We start from the raw sequence: 16,852 nt of genomic DNA, 5'->3' as shown, positions 1-16,852 counted from the left end.
CGAGGTCTACCCTGAAATGTGACTTCCGACGACATCTCCACCGAGGCCGAGGCTCCCGAGGAGCCCACGACGCCCACCTTCGCCGATCTGGGACTCGAGGGGCCGGTGCTGAAGGCGCTCGACGACGTCGGCTACGAGACGCCCTCAGCGATCCAGGCCGCGACGATTCCGACGCTGCTCGAGGGGCGCGACGTCGTCGGCCTCGCGCAGACCGGAACCGGCAAGACCGCGGCCTTCGCGCTGCCGATCCTCGCGCGCCTCGACACCTCCGACCGCAGCCCGCAGGCGCTCGTGCTCGCCCCGACCCGCGAGCTCGCACTCCAGGTCTGCGAGGCGTTCGAGAAGTACGCCGCGCACCTGCCCGACCTGCACATCCTGCCCGTCTACGGCGGCCAGGGGTACGGCGTGCAGCTCTCGGCGCTGCGGCGCGGCGTGCACATCGTCGTCGGCACGCCCGGTCGCGTGATCGACCACCTCGACAAGGGCACGCTCGACCTGTCGGGCCTCAAGTACCTTGTGCTCGACGAGGCCGACGAGATGCTGAAGATGGGCTTCGCCGAGGACGTCGAGACGATCCTCGCCGACACGCCCGACGACAAGCAGGTCGCACTGTTCTCGGCGACCATGCCGGCGGCGATCCGCCGCATGTCGGAGCAGTACCTGAACGACCCCGAGCAGATCACCGTCAAGACGAAGACGCAGACCTCGGCGAACATCACGCAGCGCGTGCTCGTCGTCGCGCACGCCCGCAAGGTCGATGCGCTCACCCGCATCCTCGAGGTCGAGGACTTCCAGGGCGTCATCATCTTCGTCCGCACCAAGAACGCGACCGAGGAGCTCGCGGAGAAGCTCCGCGCGCGCGGCTACGAAGCGGCGGCGATCAACGGCGACATGGTGCAGGCGCAGCGCGAGCGCACGGTCGAGGCCCTGAAGTCGGGCAAGCTCGACATCGTCGTGGCGACGGATGTCGCGGCCCGCGGCCTCGACGTCGAGCGCATCACGCACGTGGTGAACTACGACATCCCCACCGACCCCGAGCCGTACGTGCACCGCATCGGACGCACCGGTCGCGCCGGCCGCACCGGCGACGCGATCAGCTTCGTCACGCCGCGTGAGCGCGGCCTGCTGAACCGCATCGAGCGCACCACCAAGCAGCAGATGACGCCCATGCAGCTGCCGAGCGTCGACGAGATCAACGAGTCGCGACTCTCGCGATTCGACGACCGCATCTCGGCCGCACTCGAGCAGACCGAGCGCATCGGCGGATTCCGCGACATCATCGCCCACTACGTGCGCCACCACGACGTGCCCGAGACGGATGTCGCCGCGGCCCTTGCCGTCGTGGCGCAGGGCGATTCGCCGCTGCTCATGGAGCCCGAGCCGGAGCCCGCGCCGCGCGAGCGCGGCCGCGACCGCTTCGACCGCGACGACCGCGGGCGCGACGGCGGCGACCGCGATCGGGACCGCGCTCCGCGCCAGCCGCGCGAGGGCATGGCGACCTACCGTCTCGATGTCGGCAAGCGCCACCGTGTGATGCCGGGGCAGATCGTCGGCGCGCTCGCGAACGAGGGCGGACTCGCGCGCGACGACTTCGGCGCCATCCGCATCCAGGCCGACTTCTCGCTCGTCGAGCTGCCCGCGAACCTGCCGAAGGACGTCTTCGACCGGCTCGCCGACACGCGCATCTCCGGGCGTCTCATCGACCTCCGCCTCGACACCGGCGGGCGGCCGCGCCGCCAGTACGACGACCGGCGTGGCGGCGGGCGCGGGTACGACCGCGACCGCGGGTACGACCGCGACCGCGGCGGCTACGACCGGGGCCGCGGGCAGGGCGGCGGCGGGCGCGGGTACGACCGGGACCGCGGGTACGACCGCGACCGGGATCGCGGGTACGACCGCGACCGGCGCGACGGCGACCGGGACCGCGGGTACGACCGCGACCGCGGACAGGGCGGCGGGTACGACCGCGATCGCCGCGACGACGGCGACCGCAAGCCGCGCAAGCCGCGACACGGCAAGTCCGAGAAGGCGTGATCATCCCTGCGTGAGGATCCGGCCGATGCCCCGGCCCACCGGGGTGCGCCGGATTCTCATGCACGGGATCGAAGGGTGCGGGCGTTCACCCGCGCCGGGCGAGCTCCTCGCTACGCCAGCGGTCGTAGCGGTCCCACGGGTCCTCGTCGCCGGCGGCGAGCCCGGCGACGTGCCGCACGATCGGCTCGTCGAAGCGGAACCATTCGCCGCCGGGCCACCGGGATGCCGCGAACTCCGCGTGCCGGCGCTGCTCCAGCATGCGACCGCCGCGCTCGAACGCGAGCACCTCGTCGTGCGGGATCGCCGCGAGGCGCCGCCGCGGATTCGACGACGTGCCGATCTTGACGCGCTCGCGCCAGCGGACGTAGTACACGACGTCGACGCGCGGCGGCGGCAGCTCGCCATCCGGAACCTCGCCCACCCGCCACTCGCAGACCGCGCACACCCACCCGGAGGGGTAGCGCACGCCGACCCGTGACCCGCACAGCAGGCACGCGCCCGGAAGGACGTCGGTCACGCCGTGCTCGCGCGCGACCCAGTCGTGCGCGGCGAGCAGGTGCGGTGCGCACAGCGCGAGTGGAGCGTCGGACTCGGCGGGTGCGCCGCACGGCCCGCGTTCGTCGACGGCCGTGCAGGCCGCGGCATCCGTCGCCATGCCCCGCACGCTACGCCGCCCCACTGACGCGCGTACGAGTCCCGCTTCTGCGGTGGAGTACGAGACGGAACCTGCCTCCACCGCAGAAACGAGACTCGAACGCTCGGGCGCGTGCGCGAGACGCGACGCCCGCCGCGGTCAGGCGTCGCCGTGCGCGCGCCGCTCCATCTGGTAGATCGCCGCCTGCGTGCGACGCTCGAAGCCGAGCTTCGAGAGCAGCCCCGACACGTAGTTCTTCACGGTCTTCTCGGCGAGGCCGAGCTGCTCGCCGATCTGCCGGTTCGTGAGACCGTCGGCGATGAGCGCGAGCACCTGCCGCTCACGGAGGTTCAGCGCGCTGAAGCGCGGGTCGTCGTGCTCGTCGGCCGTCGCCTGCTGCGACACCCGCGCGGCGATCGAACGATCGATGAGCGAGCGACCGGATGCCACCTTCCGCACGTCCTCGACGATCGTCGTGCCGCGCACGTTCTTCAGCACGTACCCGGCGGCGCCGGCGAGCACGGCCGACATCGCCGCCTGGTCGTCGTCGTACGCGGTGAGGATGAGGCACGCGAGCTCGGGATGCCGCGACCGCAACTCACGGCAGAGGTCGATGCCGTCGCCGTCGGGAAGTCGCATGTCGAGCACGGCGACATCCGGTGCGGTCGCCTCGATCCGGGCGAGCGCCTGCGCGACGGTGCCGGCCTCGCCGACCACCTCGAGGTCGTGCTCGCGGTCGAGGAGCTGGGCGACGCCGCGTCGGACGATCTCGTGATCGTCGACGAGGAACACTCGGGTCATGTGTGCGGGTCTCCTTCCGCGGGGGTGATGGGGGCGGTCCACCGGGCTCGGGTGCCGGCGCTGCTGCTGTCGAGGTCGAAGGCGCCGCCGAGCCGCTCGGCCCGGACCCGCAGGTTCTCCAGGCCGCTCCGCCGCACCGCGTCGCCGATACCGCGCCCGTCGTCGGCGACCTCGGCGGTGACGCGACCCTCGGCGGCGACGATGCTCAGCGTGACGGATGCCGCGCCCGAGTGCCTCACGGCGTTCGAGAGCAGCTCGCGGACCGACGCGGTCAGCTCGTCGGCGAGCGACCCCTCGGAGAGCAGGTCGACCGGCCCGGCGAACGAGACGGCCACCGGCTGCGGCAGATGGCGAGACGCGGAGCCGGCCAGGTCGAGCACGCGGTGGCGCAGCGTCGGTGCCCCGCCGTCCTGCGGGGTGAGCGCGAACACGATCGTGCGGACCTGCGCGATCGCCTCGTCGATCGCCTCGACGGCCGATCCGAGGCGCTCGGCCACGGCACCGGGGGAGTCCGCCGCCGCGGCCTCGAGGTCGAGCCCGGCGCCGTAGAGCTGCTGCACCACGTGGTCGTGCAGGTCGCGCGCGATGCGCGCCCGGTCCTCGAGCAGGAGCCCGCGCTGCTGCGCCTCGCGCGCCGCGGCGAGCTCGCGGGCCAGGGAGACCCGGTCGGCGAGGTCCTCGGCGATGCGCATCTCGGCGGCCGTGAAGTGCGGCGCCCCTGGCTGGCGCGCGGCGGCGATCACCGCGCGGGGGAACCCGCCCGAGCGGAGCGCGGTGAAGAGCACCGGCCCGCATGAGCCGTCGTGGTGGAGTGCGAGCGCGTCCGGGGGCTCGACGCGCCCGCCCGGGGTCGCTCGCGTCTCGCCGCCCTCGAGCACGACCGCCCCGAGCGTGCGTTCCGCGTCGATCACGGTGCCCGCGAGGCAGGCGTCGGCGTCCTCGCCGCGCACCTCGAGCACACGCACCGACGTGCGATCGTCGCCGACGAGGATCGCGACACGATCGGCGGCACCGCGGTCGACCAGCTCGTCGGCGAGGAGTGCCGCCGAACCCTCGACGGACGAGGTCAGGAGTGCCGAGACGACCTGGGCGGATGCCGCGGCCCACGCCTCGCGCGTCCGAGCCTCCGCGTAGCGCCGGGCGTTGTCGATGGCGAGCCCCGCCGCCGTCGCCAGCGCGGAGATGAGCTCGACGTCCTCGTCGCTGAACGTGCCGCCGCGTCGGTTCGTGAGGTAGAGGTTGCCGAAGACCTCGTCGCGCACGCGCACGGGCACGCCGAGGAACGACCCCATCGCCGGGTGGCCCGCGGGGAACCCGACCGATCGCGGGTCGTCGGCGATCGCATCGAGCCGGATGGCATCGGGGTGGTCGATGAGCGCCCCGAGGAGCCCGCGGCCCTCGGGGAGGTGACCGATCCGCTGCACCGCCTGTTCGGGCATGCCGACGTGCACGAACTCCTCGAGGCCACCCTGCGGGGCGAGCACGCCGAGCGCGCCGTACTCCGCGTCGACGAGCTCGACGGCCGACGCGACGATGCTCCGCAGCACCTCGTCGAGTTCGATCTCGCCGATCACCGAACGCGTGGCATCGAGCAGCGCGCGGAGCCGGCCCTGGGTGCGCATGACCTCGCCGGCGCGCTCCACGAGTTCGCCGAGGGTGCGATCCAACTCGGATCGCGGACCCTCCGGGAACGACAGCGGCGCGGGGTGCTGCATGCCACCTCCCTCCGGGCGGATGGTGCGAATCTACCACTCGGCGTGTCGCGACCGGGCGAGGGACCAAAGGCCCCGGACGGGGGGTCGTCGGCGCGGATGCTGGACGCATGACGATCGTGGTCGGAGCCGACGGAAGCGTCGCGAGCCGTGCCGCCGTCGAATGGGCTGCGAGCCGAGCGCAGCGCACCGGCGACGCGCTCGTGCTGGTCACGGTCGTCGACGACGGATGGGGCACCCTCGGCGGGTCGGCGCTCGTCGAGCTCCGCGCGACCGCCGAGGAGCGGGCGGAACGCGAGGTCGACGTCGCACGACGCTCGGCGCCCGAGGTCGACATCACCGGGATCGTCGCGGTCGGCAGCCCGATCCTGACGCTCGCGGAGGCGTCGCGCGACGCCGACCTCGTCGTGGTCGGCACGCACAAGGTCGGCTACTTCCACGGCCGTGCGATGGGCTCGCGCAGCCTGCAGCTCGCCGCGGTCGCCGCGTCACCGAGCGCCGTCGTGCCGGTGACCTCGTGGCGGGGCCGCTCGGGCGTGGCGGTCGGCGTCTCCGACGGGCCCGACAGCGATGAGGCGGTCCGATTCGCCGTCGACGAGGCGAGCCGGCTCGGCGAACCGCTGGTCCTGCTCCGCGCGGCGGACGGCGACGACGTGCACGAGCGGGCGCTGGAACGGGCCGGGTCCATCGTCGACGACCTCGCTTCGGACGTCCAGGTCGACATCCGGAGCATGGGCGGCGACGCGGCCGACGCCCTCATCGCGGTGTCGCGCCGCGCCGTGCTGACCGTGACCGGACGACGGGTCGCCAGCCGCGGATTCCTTCCGCTGGGGCGCACGAACTCCGACCTGCTGATGAACCTCGCCGGCCCCGTCGTGGTCGTGCCGCAGGTCGCCGTCGAGGCGGTCCTCGTCGGCTGGGCGGTCGCCTGACCGTCGCGACGGCGAGCGGATGCCGCATCCGCACGCCCACGTCAAGACCCCCCGTTCGGGAGGTGCGGACGTCGTTCCGAAGGTATGCTGCTGCACTGCGACGGAACGACGGACGAGGCGATGGACGGCATGGAAGACCCGGGTGCGGGCGCGGGCGAGGGCCGACGGGGCCGTCACGCGGCCCCGGCCGTCGCTGCGACCGGTCCCCTGAGCCGGACCGTCGCCGCAGCCGGGACTGCCGCGGCGATCGCGCTCACGGTCGTCGCGCGGTGGGTCGCACGCTTCCGTGCCGGGCCGGTGCTGCCGTGGGTGGCCGCGCACCGCGTGCTCGTGCTCATCGTCGGCGCGCTCGTCGTCTCGAGCGGGGCCTTCGCCGCGACGGCGGCGATGATCGCGCAGCCGCCGCTGGCCGAGAGCACCGAGTCGGTCGACGACGGCACGCGCCCCCAGCCGGGTTCGGAGTTCGTGATGCCGAGTCCGGTGACCGGATCCCCGGGCGCGACGACCGCGCCCCCGCCGACGACCGAACCGACATCGGGCCCCACGGCGCCGACCGACGGCCCGGCGACCGAGGCGACCCCGACCACCGAACCGGAGCCGACGACCGACCCGGTCGAGCCCACCGAGGAGCCCACCGGCAACGGCCGACCCGACCCGCCCGGCGCGACGAACCGTCCGGACAAGACGAAGGACTGACCGGCCCCGCGGCACGCCCGGCGGTGCCGGTCGGCCGTTCAGCTCCGACACACTCCGTCTTCACCGATCGTTCGGAGGCGTGTGCTGCGCTAGCGTCGAGTCCACCCGGACGTACCCCGCAACGATCGGAGCCCACGTGAGCACCCGGCAGGCCGAGCACCCCCGGCCGTCGCACTTCCTCCTCCACGTCAGCGACACGCACCTGCTCGCCGGAGGCGGCCGGCTCTACGATCGCGTCGCCGCCGACCGGCACCTGCAGGAGGTCTTCGAGCAGTTCGAGACATCCGGCGGACGACCCGACGCGATCGTCTTCACGGGCGACCTCGCCGATCGCGGCGAGCCCGAGGCGTACGAGCTCATCCGCCGCATCGTCGACCCGGTCGCCGCGCGGCTCGGCACGCGCGTCATCTGGGTCATGGGCAACCACGACGAGCGCGACGCGTTCCGCCGAGGGCTGCTCGCCGACGGCATCGGCGGGCAGCGCCCGGTCGACCGTGTCGACGACGTGAACGGCCTCAGGGTGATCACGCTCGACTCGACCGTTCCGGGCCACCACCACGGCGAGGTGACGGGCGAGCAGCTCGACTGGCTCGCCGAGGAACTCGCCATCCCCGCGCCGCACGGCACGATCCTCGCGATGCACCACCCGCCCGTGCCGAGCGTGCTCGACCTGGCCGTCTCGGTCGAGCTCCGCGACCAGGCCGCGCTCGCCGAGGTCGTCGCGGGCAGCGACATCCGCTCGATCATCGCCGGGCACCTGCACTACTCCTCGACCGCGACGTTCGCCGGCATCCCGGTGTCGGTCGCGTCGGCGAGCTGCTACACGCAGGACCTCACCGTTCCGACGGGCGGCACGCGCGGATGGGACGGGGCCCGGTCCTTCAACCTCGTGCACGTCTACCCGTCGACCGTGCTGCACTCGGTCGTGCCGCTCGGCGATCACGCGCCGCTCGACTTCATCGACGCCGACGAGTCTGCGCGCCGCCTCGCGGCCGACGGCATCGTGATCCCGGATGCCGCCGTGTCGACGCCTGCGGCCGGGTCGACCGCACCCGACGCCGCGTCGCTGCTCGTCAGGCCGTGAGGCTCGGCCGGCTCTCCGTCGCGCGCGTCCGCGCCGCGGCATCCGTCTCGGGCTTCTCCCACGGCGCCGCGAACGGGAAGTAGCGCTCGAGGAAGTCGATGACCGCCTCGGTGCGCTCCTCGACCGAGATCTCGGGGAAGCTGCCGTCGTTCAGGCAGAACATGTCCATGTCGCGGCGCTTCAGCAGTCGCTTCATGGCGGGCAGGGCGCGCTGCAGGGTGGTCTCGATGTACTTGACCTTCGCGTCGGTCTGCACGACGGCGCGCCCCGTGAGCAGTGCGAAGTAGTGGTACAGCGAGTTCGTGACCGAGATGTCGGTCGCCGAGCGGAACCGGCTCGCCGCGGTACGGCGGAACTCGTCGGGGAACGTCGCCTCGAGTTCGGCCATCACGCTCTTCCGGAGCGGCGCGGCGCAGTGCTCGAGGTGGCGCGTGGTCACCTTGCCGAACCGCTCGCGCAGCAGGGCGCGGTTCACGCGCGCGGCGTTCTCGAAGCCCGAGCGGCTCGGGTCGGACTCGCCGAGGCCGATGCGCGTGCCCGCCTCGACGAACTTCGTCACGCCGCCCGGCGAGAAGAAGAGGTCGGGCGAGACCGGCCGCCCGAAGAACATGTCGTCGTTGGAGTACAGGAAGTGCTCGGCGATGCCCGGGATGCGGTGGAGCTGGCTCTCGACCGCGTGGGAGTTGTACGTCGGCAGCACCGAGGTGTCGGCGAACATGTCCTCGGCACGCACGATCGTGACCTTCGGATGCTTCGCGAGCCACGCCGGCGGCCGCGAGTCGGTGCAGATGAAGATGCGCCGCACCCACGGCGCGAAGAGGTACACGGAGCGGAGCGCGTACTTGAGCTCGTCGATCTGCCGGTAGCGGGCCTCGGAGTCGTCGCCCTCGCCGACCACGTACGTCTGCATGCGCCGTGCGCGCTCGCGGAGGAACTCGACGTCGGAACCGTCGACCCAGGAGAAGACCATGTCGATCTCGAAGTCGACGTCGCTCGCGAGCGGCTGCCACATGTGCTCGAGCGTGCGCCAGTCGCGGCCGTGCAGGTGCACCGTCTCCTCGACGGCCTCGCTGCGTGGGAGGGTGCGGCGCATGAGCGCGTTCTCGATCGGCGCCTCGATGAGGTCGTCGCCGAAGCGCCAGAACTCGAGCTGGACCGCGGACTCCGCGCCGTAGCGCAGGCGGCCGACCGGCTCGATGCGGGGCCGGTAGAGGCGCACGGCGAGGGGCTTGCGCTTGCCCGACAGCCGGCCGTCGGCGACGAGCACGTCGGGGGCGTCGGCTGACGTCTCCGGCACGAGCGTCGCCGAGTAGAACGGCTCGTTCGCGAAGGCACTCGCGAGCGAGCGGACGACGCGCTTGCGGTCGCGACGGTCGACGGCGATGACCGGCCGGCCGCCGTCGCGGCGCACGAGCAGGTAGTCGATTCGGGCGGCGTCGAGGGCCGATGCCACGGCGAGCAGGTCTTCGACCATCGACTCGTGCGGCGTCGCGTGCCCGTTCCGCAACGCGAACTGGCCGCGGCGTACGACGAGGTCGTCGCGGTCGAACCGTGCATGCTCGGCGTCGGGCTCGACGAGGACCAGCTCGGGAACCCCGCTGAGCTGCAGTCCGCGACCGTCGGGCACGCGCCGGTGGAAGGCGTCCCCCTCGATCGGGGTGCGGTCGTCGCGGGGCTGGTCGGGCTCGTTCGTCGTCACGTCGTGGGGTGCTCCGGTTCGGGGTGGGCGGATGGCGCGAGCGCGCCGGCTGGGTCAATCGTACGACCGCGCGCGGGCGCGGCCGGGGCGCTTGACTCCGGGCTCGGCGACGGGTCACGTGTTGCGCCGCGTGTCGCGTCGTGACGCACGGTGACGGGCCGGCGTTGAGGCGCCGCGGCGGGCTTCCGTAGCCTCGACGCACCCGCCAGCCAGGAGGCGTCATGACCAGCATCGCGAGCACCGTGCCCGTCGCCGCACCCGCCGCGCCGGGCGCCGTCGCCCGACCGGGCGCACCCGGTGCGCTCGCCGAACTGGTCGACGCCGGGCTCGAGGTGCCGGTGCTCGGCGGGGGTCGGGTCCGGCACGTGAACCTCGACGTCGCGGCATCCGCCCCGGCCCTCTCGTCGGTCGCGGCGCACGTGGCCGCCGTGCTGCCGTACTACGCGAGCGTGCACCGCGGCACCGGGTACGCGTCGCAGGCGTCGACCGCGCTGCTCGAGGACGCGCGCGTCGGGGTCGCGCGACACGTCGGCGCGCGGCTGGACGACCAGGTCGTGTTCACGCGCAACACCACTGACGCGCTGAACCTGCTCGCCGGGGCGGTGCCCGGCGAGACGGTGGTGCTCGACGTCGAGCACCACGCGAACCTGCTGCCGTGGGAACGCGGCGGTCGACGCGTCGTCGTTGCGCATCGGAGCTTCGCGGCCACACTCGACGCGCTCGCGACGGAGCTGGCGCGCCGCCCCGCGGCGCTGCTATCGGTGACCGGCGCATCGAACCTCACGGGCGAGGTGCTCCCGCTCGACGTGCTCTCGGATCTCGCCCACTCGCATGGCGCGCGACTGGCTGTGGATGCCGCGCAGCTGCTGCCGCACCGCCGCGTCGACCTCGAGGCATCCGGTATCGACTTCCTCGCCTTCTCGGGGCACAAGGCGTACGCGCCGTTCGGGGCCGGCGCGCTCGTGGGCCGTGCCGACTGGCTCGACGCGGCGCCCGCGCATCTCGCCGGCGGTGGCGCGGTCGAGGCGGTGACCGTCGACGGCGCCTCGTGGAAGACCGGGCCCGAGCGACACGAGGCGGGCACCCCGAACGTCGTCGGGGCGGCCGCCCTGGCACGTGCGCTCGTCGAGCTCGAGCGCCTCGGCGACGATGCCCGGCGGGCGCACGAGGCCGCGCTCGCCGCACGCCTGCACGACGGCCTCACCGCGCAGCCCGGCGTGCGGGTGCTGCGCGGCTTCGCCGACCTCGACGACCGGCTCGGGATCGCGACGATCGAGCTCGAGCGCGGATCGGTGGGGCTCGTCGCCGCCGCGCTCGCGGCGGAGCACGGGATCTCGGTGCGGGCCGGGCGCTTCTGCGCCCACCCGTTCTTCGACCGGCTCGCCACGCGCGCGAACGGGCTCCGGGTGAGCCTCGGCGCGGGGTCGTCGGCCGACGACGTCGACCGCTTCCTCGACGCGCTCGCCCGACTCGTCGCCGACGGCCCGGTCTTCGCGTACGACCGCACGCCTGCGGGGTGGTGTCCGCGCACCGACGACCGGCTGCGACCGAGCTTCGCCTGACGCGGGGATCGACTCCTGCGCGACGCGCCTACACTGGTTCGGGTCGAAGGGGGGTCGGATGCGTCCGCTCAGCGAAGACGAACTCCGCTCGTCGTTCGTGAACGCGACCGATCGGGAACTCGAGGAGCTCGAGCTGCCGCTGGAGTACCTGCTGGTCGACTGGGAGCACGTCGATGCGCTCGCGTGGCGCGACCGGAAGGCCGGGCGCCGCGGCTACCTCGTCACGCTCATCGACGACGAGCCCGTCGGGATCGTGCTGCGCGCAGCCGACCCGCCCGCGTCACGGTTCCGTGCCGGGATGTGCAACCTCTGCCACACGCAGCAGCCCGCGAACCAGGTGACGATGTTCTCCGCCCGCCGTGCGGGCGAAGCGGGACGGAACGGGAGCACGGTCGGCACCTACGTGTGCAGCGACCTGTCGTGCCAGGAGAACGTGCGGTTGCACGCGCCGCTCGCGCCCGCCGAGGTGCGGAGCGGCTCGCACGCGTGGGCGCGGATCGACGGCCTCGCGCGCCGCACACGCGCGTTCGTGCAGGGCGTGCTCGCCGACTGATCGGCGCCGCTCCGCCGCCTGGCGGGGCGCCGCGGGGCGGGCGGGCGCGCGAGCGTCAGGCGTCGAGGGCGACGGGCTCGAGCGTGGGGCGCTTCGCCGTGCGGCCGTCGCCCGACGAGCGGCCGGTGAGTCGCCGGCCGATCCACGGCAGCACGTACTCGCGGTAGTACGTCGCGGTGTTGCGGCTCTTCTTCCCCGCCGGCGCTGCGGCGACCTCGGCCACGCCCCACTCCTCGGGCACGGGCACGCCGAGCGCAGTGAGGACGTTCGAGGCCACCTTCGCGTGCCCGAGCGAGTTGAGGTGCAGCTGGTCGGCCGACCAGTAGCGGATGTCGCGGAGCGACCGGTCGCTGAAGTTGTCGACGAACGTCACGCCGTCGAGCTGCGCCAGGTCCTGCAGTGCGGCCGTGAGGCGCGCGCCGCGCGCGTCGAACACGCGGCCGAGCGGCAGGTGGTCGGTCGGGTTCGCGCCGCTCAGCATGAGCACGTGGATGCCCGCTTCGCGGATGCGGTGGATCGCGAACCGGAACCGGTCGGCGACGACCTCCTCCGGCATGCGCGGGCGCAGCATGTCGTTGCCGCCGCCGTTGAAGCTGATGATCTCGGGACCGAGCGCGATCGCGGCCTCGAGCTGCTCGTCGATGATCGGTCCGAGCTTGCGGCCCCGGATCGCGAGGTTGGCGTAGCGGACGGGCTCGGGTGCGGCGGCCTTCGCGAGCCCGAGCGCGACGAAGTCGGCCCAGCCCCGGGAGACGCCGTCGGGCAGTTCGTCGCCGACGCCTTCGGTGAAGCTGTCGCCGATCGCCGCGTACGAGTGGAACATGCCCTCCACGCTATCGCGAGCCATCCGTCGCCCCGACCTGAGGTCTCGGGAGAGCGGCGGGCTCAGTGCGCGTGTTCGAGCTCGCAGTCCGCTCCCGGATAGAGCAGCGCCTCGTGCCCGTCATCGAAGCGCACCCAGTAGGGCGGCGCTCCGTCGGTGCCCCGCACCTCGAGGACCTCGCCGTGCTTCTCGGCACTGCCCACCTGCTTGCCGTGGATGACCAACCGGTCGCCGACCGTCGCCTGCATCGCGAACCTCCTCGTCCTCCCGTCAGGGTACGCCGACGCACCCGGGCCCGGTAGGGCGAGAGGGCCACCTGGATGGCGCGATCGGGCGTCGATGTTTCTCCGCAGGTCGGGTGGAAAGGTATTCGCGGTTCACTTTTCCACCTCGACGGACACCGGAGGGTTGCCGGCGCCTCCATCGCTCGGGGCCGGCCGTGGCCCTCGCCGTAATCAGCGACCATTCCATGCCGGTGGGGAATCGTTCAACGCGATCTGGGAGAACAGGAGAACCAGGTCACCTTTCTCCCCCTCCAAGAAGAGCGAGCCCTCAGCGGGCTCCTGACAGATCGGTTCGCGTACTCGATCGGAGCGCCGTGCTCATCGAGATAGACGCCCATCGGGAGCGCGGGTCGCTCGTAACCCATCACACCTCGACCGTACGCGTCGCGGGCAGCTCGAGGCCGAAGCCCGGCCGAAGACGATCCCTCAACGACACGGGCGGGCCGTTGAGGGCGTGGTCGCTACTTCTTCTTCCGTCGACGTTGAATCTCCGGCACGACGAGCTCGGGAACTGCGCGGAGCATGAACTTGTCGAAGTCCGGCACGGTGAATGCGGCGTATCCATGCTCGGGCGTGTACAGCAGGCCCATCTCGATGAGCTCGGCACGTGTGGGGGCGACCTGGTTGGACTCGCGGTGGAGCACGCGTGCGACATCCGCAGCCTTCTGTGGCTCCGGACCGAGCTCGGCCATCGCCCGCATGTACGCGGTCTGGAGTGGGGTTGCGCGGTCGAGACGGACGCGGAAGAAGGAGCTATCGAGTTTGGCCTCGTAGGCCTCCTTCGCGATCTGGATGTCGGCCCGGGTGATCGGGTCCTGCTCCGCCACCTCCCATACCTGGTAGCCAAGCTCCTGGACGAAGTACGGGTAGCCCTTGGTGATCTCCATCGCCAGATCGACGGCATCTTCGGTGAACGAGACGCCCTCCGTCTCGGCGGGCGCGGTCAACGCTTGCCGGTTGAACGGGTCGGCGAGCGAGTCGATCTTGGGGAATTTGAACAGCCGTTCGGCGTACGACTTCGCGTCGCCGGCCAGCTCGGCGATCTGCGGTAGACCTGCGCCGACGAATGTCACCGGCAATTTCCGTTGCACGGTCTTGTGGATCGCTTGGATCAGCGCTTCCAGTTGAGTCGGCCGGAGGAACTGCACCTCGTCGATCAGGAGCACGATTCCTCGCTCCTGTTCTTGGGCGGCTTCGCCGATCGCGACGAGGACGTCGGTGAGGTCCAGTCCCAGGTCGCCAGAGTCGCCGGCGCCCTCGGCGGGTGGCACGTCCCACGACAGCGTCCATACGCCCTGGGCGTCGATCGACACGGCGAACGCGCTCAGCACCTCTGCGGCTCTCTTCCCACGCTCGGTCCACCGCGCCCGGGGCGAGAGTTGCAGCAGGGCGGTGCGAAGCTGCGCGAACATGCGTTCCCGGAACTTGGAATCGTCGTGCTTGCTGGCTTCGATCTCGACCACTTCCCAGCGGGCGCGACGGGCGATGTCCCCGAACTCGCCCAGCAGCACGGTCTTGCCGACGCCTCGCAGGCCGGTGATCACCATCGACTGCTCGGTGCGGCCGCGGGAGAGCCGCTCGAGCAGCGTCGTGAACGATCGGGTCTGATCGTCTCGGCCGACCAGGATCTCTGGCGGTGCTCCCGCGTTCGGTGTGTAGGGGTTCCGGACGCTGTCCATGCACGCGACCTTAGCCAAATTAGGCAGGTTTATCTAGCTCTAATAAACCGCCCTAACGTCTGCAACTTCTCCGATCAACCCGGACCGATCGCGCACCTGCTGACGACGCATACCCGATCCCTCAGCGGACGTGTGAGATCAGGACAGGAATTCGGGCCGCACCTCGGCGGCCCCGTCCAGCTCGGCTTGCAGCCGAAGGAAGAGGTGCTCGCCCTGCTCTCGCCAGCCTCGAGGAATGGGGTCGTCCGTGTGCCGTGTCAGCCAGCTCTCGTTCCAGTCGTACAGGGCTTGGCTGAGCTCCGGAGTGAGCGCCAGGTCGTCGCCGGTAAGACGATAAACGTCGGAGAAGTCCTCCCACAGCGGCCACCCACTCACCCACTCGGGAGACAACCGGATGACGCGCAAGCCGTTCGGGAGAACCGTCGGCATTCCTCGCCGATTCTTGTCGAGCAGGTACCGATCCTGCATCTGGCGCCGCCGCTGCCACTCGCGAGCCGAGCTCGGCGGGTCGTTGTAATCCATTCCGGACAACCAGATCAAGCCGCGCAACCCACGTGAGTCGTTCTCGACAAGGGCAAGAGACCACAAGTGCTCGTCTCCGTTGGACAGCTCCAACGCTGACTCCAACGCCTCCTCGATCGTCGCCTCGAGAAGGTCGAAGGTCGTTGCCGTGTTGCCAGCGCCCTTGAAGACATAGATCCGATAGCGAGCATCGTCGCGCTCCCACGTCGAGTCCCGTTCATCTACATAGAAGCCGCGCATCTCATCAACTTAGGTCCCGGCTCACATTCCCGGCGAAGGGCCCGCGGGCCGATCCGTCAGTGACACTGGCGGTATGACTGGTTATACTCGGAACATGAAGACCGCGATCTCGATTCCCGACGGCGACTTCGAGCGCTTCGAGCGTGTCGCAGCCCGGCACGGCATGAATCGCTCGGAGTTCTTCCGGCGCGCGGGCCGTCGTTTCGTCGAGGAGCTCGAGGGTGAAGCAGAGCTGACCGCCCTGGCCGACGCAGTGATCGAACGCGTCGGGCAGCCCTCGGCAGACAGCCCCTTCCTGTCTGAGTCTGAGCGCAACATGCTCGAGGCGACCGAGTGGTGATTGCCCATGGTGACGTGGTGTGGGTCGACTTCGGCTCGCCACGCGGATCGGAACCGGCGAAGCGACGACCCGCTGTCGTCATGCAGGAAGACTGGCTGCTCGCCACGCAGATCGCCACCGTCTTGGTGGTACCGCTGACGTCGAACGTCGCCCTCGAAGCATTCCCGGGCAACGTGCTCGTGCCCGTCGACGCATCCGGGCTTGGCAAGGACTCGGTAGCGATCGTGTCGCAGGTCGGACCGGTCAGCCGGGAGTTTCTCGAACCGTTTCCCGTCGGCCACGTTCCGAGCTACGTCCTCTCGAAGATCGCTGACGGCATCCGCCTCGTCATGGGGATCTGAGCGACGACGACGAGGGTGACTCGCAACCGATCGCTTTATGCGAGATGCCCGATGGCCTTGAGGACGTCGCCAAGCCACACCAGTTCCCACTGGACGGATGCATCGTCCCGCTGGAGGTTCTCCCAGGACTCGGTGAGCTGGCCGACCGTGAGTTGCGGTGCGTCGCCCAGCACGTCGTAAAGCTCGGGGAACGGCACCGAGTAGAAGAAGTCCTCCGGCAGGGTCACCGCCTCGCCATGCGTCGCTTCGAGATCATCTAGGAGTCGAGTGACCGTTTCGCGAAGCGCGGCGACTTCGATCCGCAGGCCGTTCCATGTGTCCACGATCCGAAGGTAGTGCGCGCTGTCGAATCTCGACGCCCGCCGCCCGGTAGCCGGTCCCCTATAACGGAGCGCTCAGCGTGCTTCAGGGTCGGCGCGACGACCGGCCCCCGGGGAGACACCGAACTTCTCGGTCATGAACCGCCAAAATAGGGGTACGGCCGCTTCCGGTTCGCGGGTGATTCGGTCGTTGCGGCCCGTCACACTCAGGTGCTCGATCTCGACGCGCCCAACGTCTCGCATCCGTACCGCAACCGCATCGTAGGGAAGCGCAGGAGGAGGGCTCTCAATCACGATGAGGTCTGCCATCGACGTAAACCCGGCCAGGGATTCTGCGGCAGTCGACGATGCGACACTCTCGATAATCGCGAGGATCGGCGCCACGGGTTCGCCCATCGCCTTGTATTCATCCCTCAGTTGCGACCAAGGCCGTGGCTTGGCGGGGTAGGGGAAGCCGGCGGTCTTCACACGTGCATTATTGCGCCAGCCGAAAGGCAACATCTACGACTGCAACGGGTCGGGCGGACTGGAGGCGCTGGGCTGACCCCGTTTCGTAGGTCCGGTGGTTCTGAGAGTCGTCCTGTCGCCCGTAGCTG

Annotated in this window: 18 protein-coding genes; 8 read left to right on the top strand and 10 right to left on the bottom strand. The window is 71.2% G+C overall.

Features of this window, described 5'->3' with window-relative positions; translation table 11 throughout:
- Window positions 1-18: 18 nt before the first annotated feature.
- Window positions 19-2,034, top strand: coding sequence for a DEAD/DEAH box helicase (locus ACIQH8_RS05245; RefSeq protein WP_400995610.1), 2,016 nt, complete (start codon window positions 19-21; stop codon window positions 2,032-2,034).
- A gap of 85 nt (window positions 2,035-2,119) precedes the next feature.
- On the opposite strand, the gene ACIQH8_RS05240 is transcribed toward ACIQH8_RS05245, so the two are convergent.
- The 3 genes from ACIQH8_RS05240 to ACIQH8_RS05230 form a co-directional block, all read right to left on the bottom strand.
- Complete coding sequence (locus ACIQH8_RS05240) at window positions 2,120-2,689, bottom strand: GIY-YIG nuclease family protein (RefSeq protein ID WP_400995608.1); 570 nt, start codon at window positions 2,687-2,689, stop codon at window positions 2,120-2,122.
- Window positions 2,690-2,827: 138 nt separating this feature from the next.
- Window positions 2,828-3,469 (bottom strand): response regulator, encoded by a 642-nt coding sequence (locus ACIQH8_RS05235; protein WP_400995606.1) that lies wholly within the window; start codon window positions 3,467-3,469, stop codon window positions 2,828-2,830.
- Window positions 3,466-5,184: a GAF domain-containing protein gene (locus ACIQH8_RS05230; protein ID WP_400995604.1), complete on the bottom strand. Its 1,719-nt coding sequence runs from the start codon at window positions 5,182-5,184 to the stop codon at window positions 3,466-3,468. The genes ACIQH8_RS05235 and ACIQH8_RS05230 overlap by 4 nt, the downstream gene beginning before the upstream one ends.
- Before the next feature lie 107 nt (window positions 5,185-5,291).
- Here ACIQH8_RS05230 and ACIQH8_RS05225 point away from each other — a divergent pair, with 107 nt between their 5' ends.
- The 3 genes from ACIQH8_RS05225 (at window position 5,292) to ACIQH8_RS05215 (ending at window position 7,893) form a co-directional block, all read left to right on the top strand.
- On the top strand, window positions 5,292-6,113 hold the full coding sequence (locus ACIQH8_RS05225; protein ID WP_400995601.1) for a universal stress protein: 822 nt from the start codon (window positions 5,292-5,294) through the stop codon (window positions 6,111-6,113).
- Between the two features lie 120 nt (window positions 6,114-6,233).
- Entirely contained in the window at window positions 6,234-6,809 is a 576-nt protein-coding gene (locus tag ACIQH8_RS05220; protein WP_400995599.1) for a hypothetical protein, read from the top strand.
- A gap of 136 nt (window positions 6,810-6,945) precedes the next feature.
- Window positions 6,946-7,893 carry a phosphodiesterase gene (locus ACIQH8_RS05215; RefSeq protein WP_400995597.1) on the top strand — a complete coding sequence of 316 codons (948 nt, stop codon included), beginning with the start codon at window positions 6,946-6,948 and terminating at the stop codon, window positions 7,891-7,893.
- On the opposite strand, the gene ACIQH8_RS05210 is transcribed toward ACIQH8_RS05215, so the two are convergent.
- Window positions 7,883-9,478 (bottom strand): stealth family protein, encoded by a 1,596-nt coding sequence (locus ACIQH8_RS05210; RefSeq protein ID WP_400995732.1) that lies wholly within the window; start codon window positions 9,476-9,478, stop codon window positions 7,883-7,885. The genes ACIQH8_RS05215 and ACIQH8_RS05210 overlap by 11 nt on opposite strands.
- A 335-nt stretch (window positions 9,479-9,813) precedes the next feature.
- Between ACIQH8_RS05210 and ACIQH8_RS05205 the strand changes: the two genes are divergently transcribed.
- The gene (locus tag ACIQH8_RS05205) at window positions 9,814-11,154 is read left to right on the top strand and encodes an aminotransferase class V-fold PLP-dependent enzyme (RefSeq protein ID WP_400995595.1); all 1,341 of its coding nucleotides are present in this window, start codon (window positions 9,814-9,816) and stop codon (window positions 11,152-11,154) included.
- Window positions 11,155-11,212: 58 nt separating this feature from the next.
- Window positions 11,213-11,707, top strand: a complete 495-nt coding sequence (locus ACIQH8_RS05200) for an FBP domain-containing protein (RefSeq protein WP_155050360.1) — start codon at window positions 11,213-11,215, stop codon at window positions 11,705-11,707.
- 55 nt (window positions 11,708-11,762) lie between these two features.
- On the opposite strand, the gene ACIQH8_RS05195 is transcribed toward ACIQH8_RS05200, so the two are convergent.
- From ACIQH8_RS05195 to ACIQH8_RS05180, 4 genes are all read right to left on the bottom strand, one after another.
- A complete protein-coding gene (locus ACIQH8_RS05195; RefSeq protein WP_400995591.1) occupies window positions 11,763-12,530 on the bottom strand; it encodes an SGNH/GDSL hydrolase family protein in 768 nt (255 codons plus the stop codon).
- Between the two features lie 62 nt (window positions 12,531-12,592).
- The gene (locus ACIQH8_RS05190) at window positions 12,593-12,778 is read right to left on the bottom strand and encodes a DUF1918 domain-containing protein (RefSeq protein WP_400995589.1); all 186 of its coding nucleotides are present in this window, start codon (window positions 12,776-12,778) and stop codon (window positions 12,593-12,595) included.
- A 497-nt stretch (window positions 12,779-13,275) separates the two neighbouring features.
- The gene (locus ACIQH8_RS05185; protein WP_400995586.1) at window positions 13,276-14,493 is read right to left on the bottom strand and encodes an ATP-binding protein; all 1,218 of its coding nucleotides are present in this window, start codon (window positions 14,491-14,493) and stop codon (window positions 13,276-13,278) included.
- 138 nt (window positions 14,494-14,631) lie between these two features.
- Entirely contained in the window at window positions 14,632-15,255 is a 624-nt protein-coding gene (locus ACIQH8_RS05180) for a hypothetical protein (protein WP_400995584.1), read from the bottom strand.
- A 94-nt stretch (window positions 15,256-15,349) separates the two neighbouring features.
- Between ACIQH8_RS05180 and ACIQH8_RS05175 the strand changes: the two genes are divergently transcribed.
- Together ACIQH8_RS05175 and ACIQH8_RS05170 are read left to right on the top strand one after the other, a co-directional pair.
- A complete protein-coding gene (locus tag ACIQH8_RS05175; protein WP_400995582.1) occupies window positions 15,350-15,595 on the top strand; it encodes a CopG family ribbon-helix-helix protein in 246 nt (81 codons plus the stop codon).
- A 14-nt stretch (window positions 15,596-15,609) separates the two neighbouring features.
- Window positions 15,610-15,936: a type II toxin-antitoxin system PemK/MazF family toxin gene (locus tag ACIQH8_RS05170; protein ID WP_400995580.1), complete on the top strand. Its 327-nt coding sequence runs from the start codon at window positions 15,610-15,612 to the stop codon at window positions 15,934-15,936.
- A gap of 35 nt (window positions 15,937-15,971) precedes the next feature.
- On the opposite strand, the gene ACIQH8_RS05165 is transcribed toward ACIQH8_RS05170, so the two are convergent.
- Together ACIQH8_RS05165 and ACIQH8_RS05160 are read right to left on the bottom strand one after the other, a co-directional pair.
- Entirely contained in the window at window positions 15,972-16,259 is a 288-nt protein-coding gene (locus ACIQH8_RS05165; protein ID WP_400995578.1) for a hypothetical protein, read from the bottom strand.
- 72 nt (window positions 16,260-16,331) lie between these two features.
- Complete coding sequence (locus tag ACIQH8_RS05160; protein WP_400995575.1) at window positions 16,332-16,724, bottom strand: hypothetical protein; 393 nt, start codon at window positions 16,722-16,724, stop codon at window positions 16,332-16,334.
- Between the last annotated feature and the right edge of the window lie 128 nt (window positions 16,725-16,852).

The sequence above is a fragment of the Agromyces sp. GXQ0307 genome (assembly GCF_044769845.1).
Lineage (GTDB): Bacteria > Actinomycetota > Actinomycetes > Actinomycetales > Microbacteriaceae > Agromyces.
The sequence above is the reverse complement of the archived record's forward strand: the minus strand, read 5'-3'. Positions and strand labels throughout refer to the sequence as shown.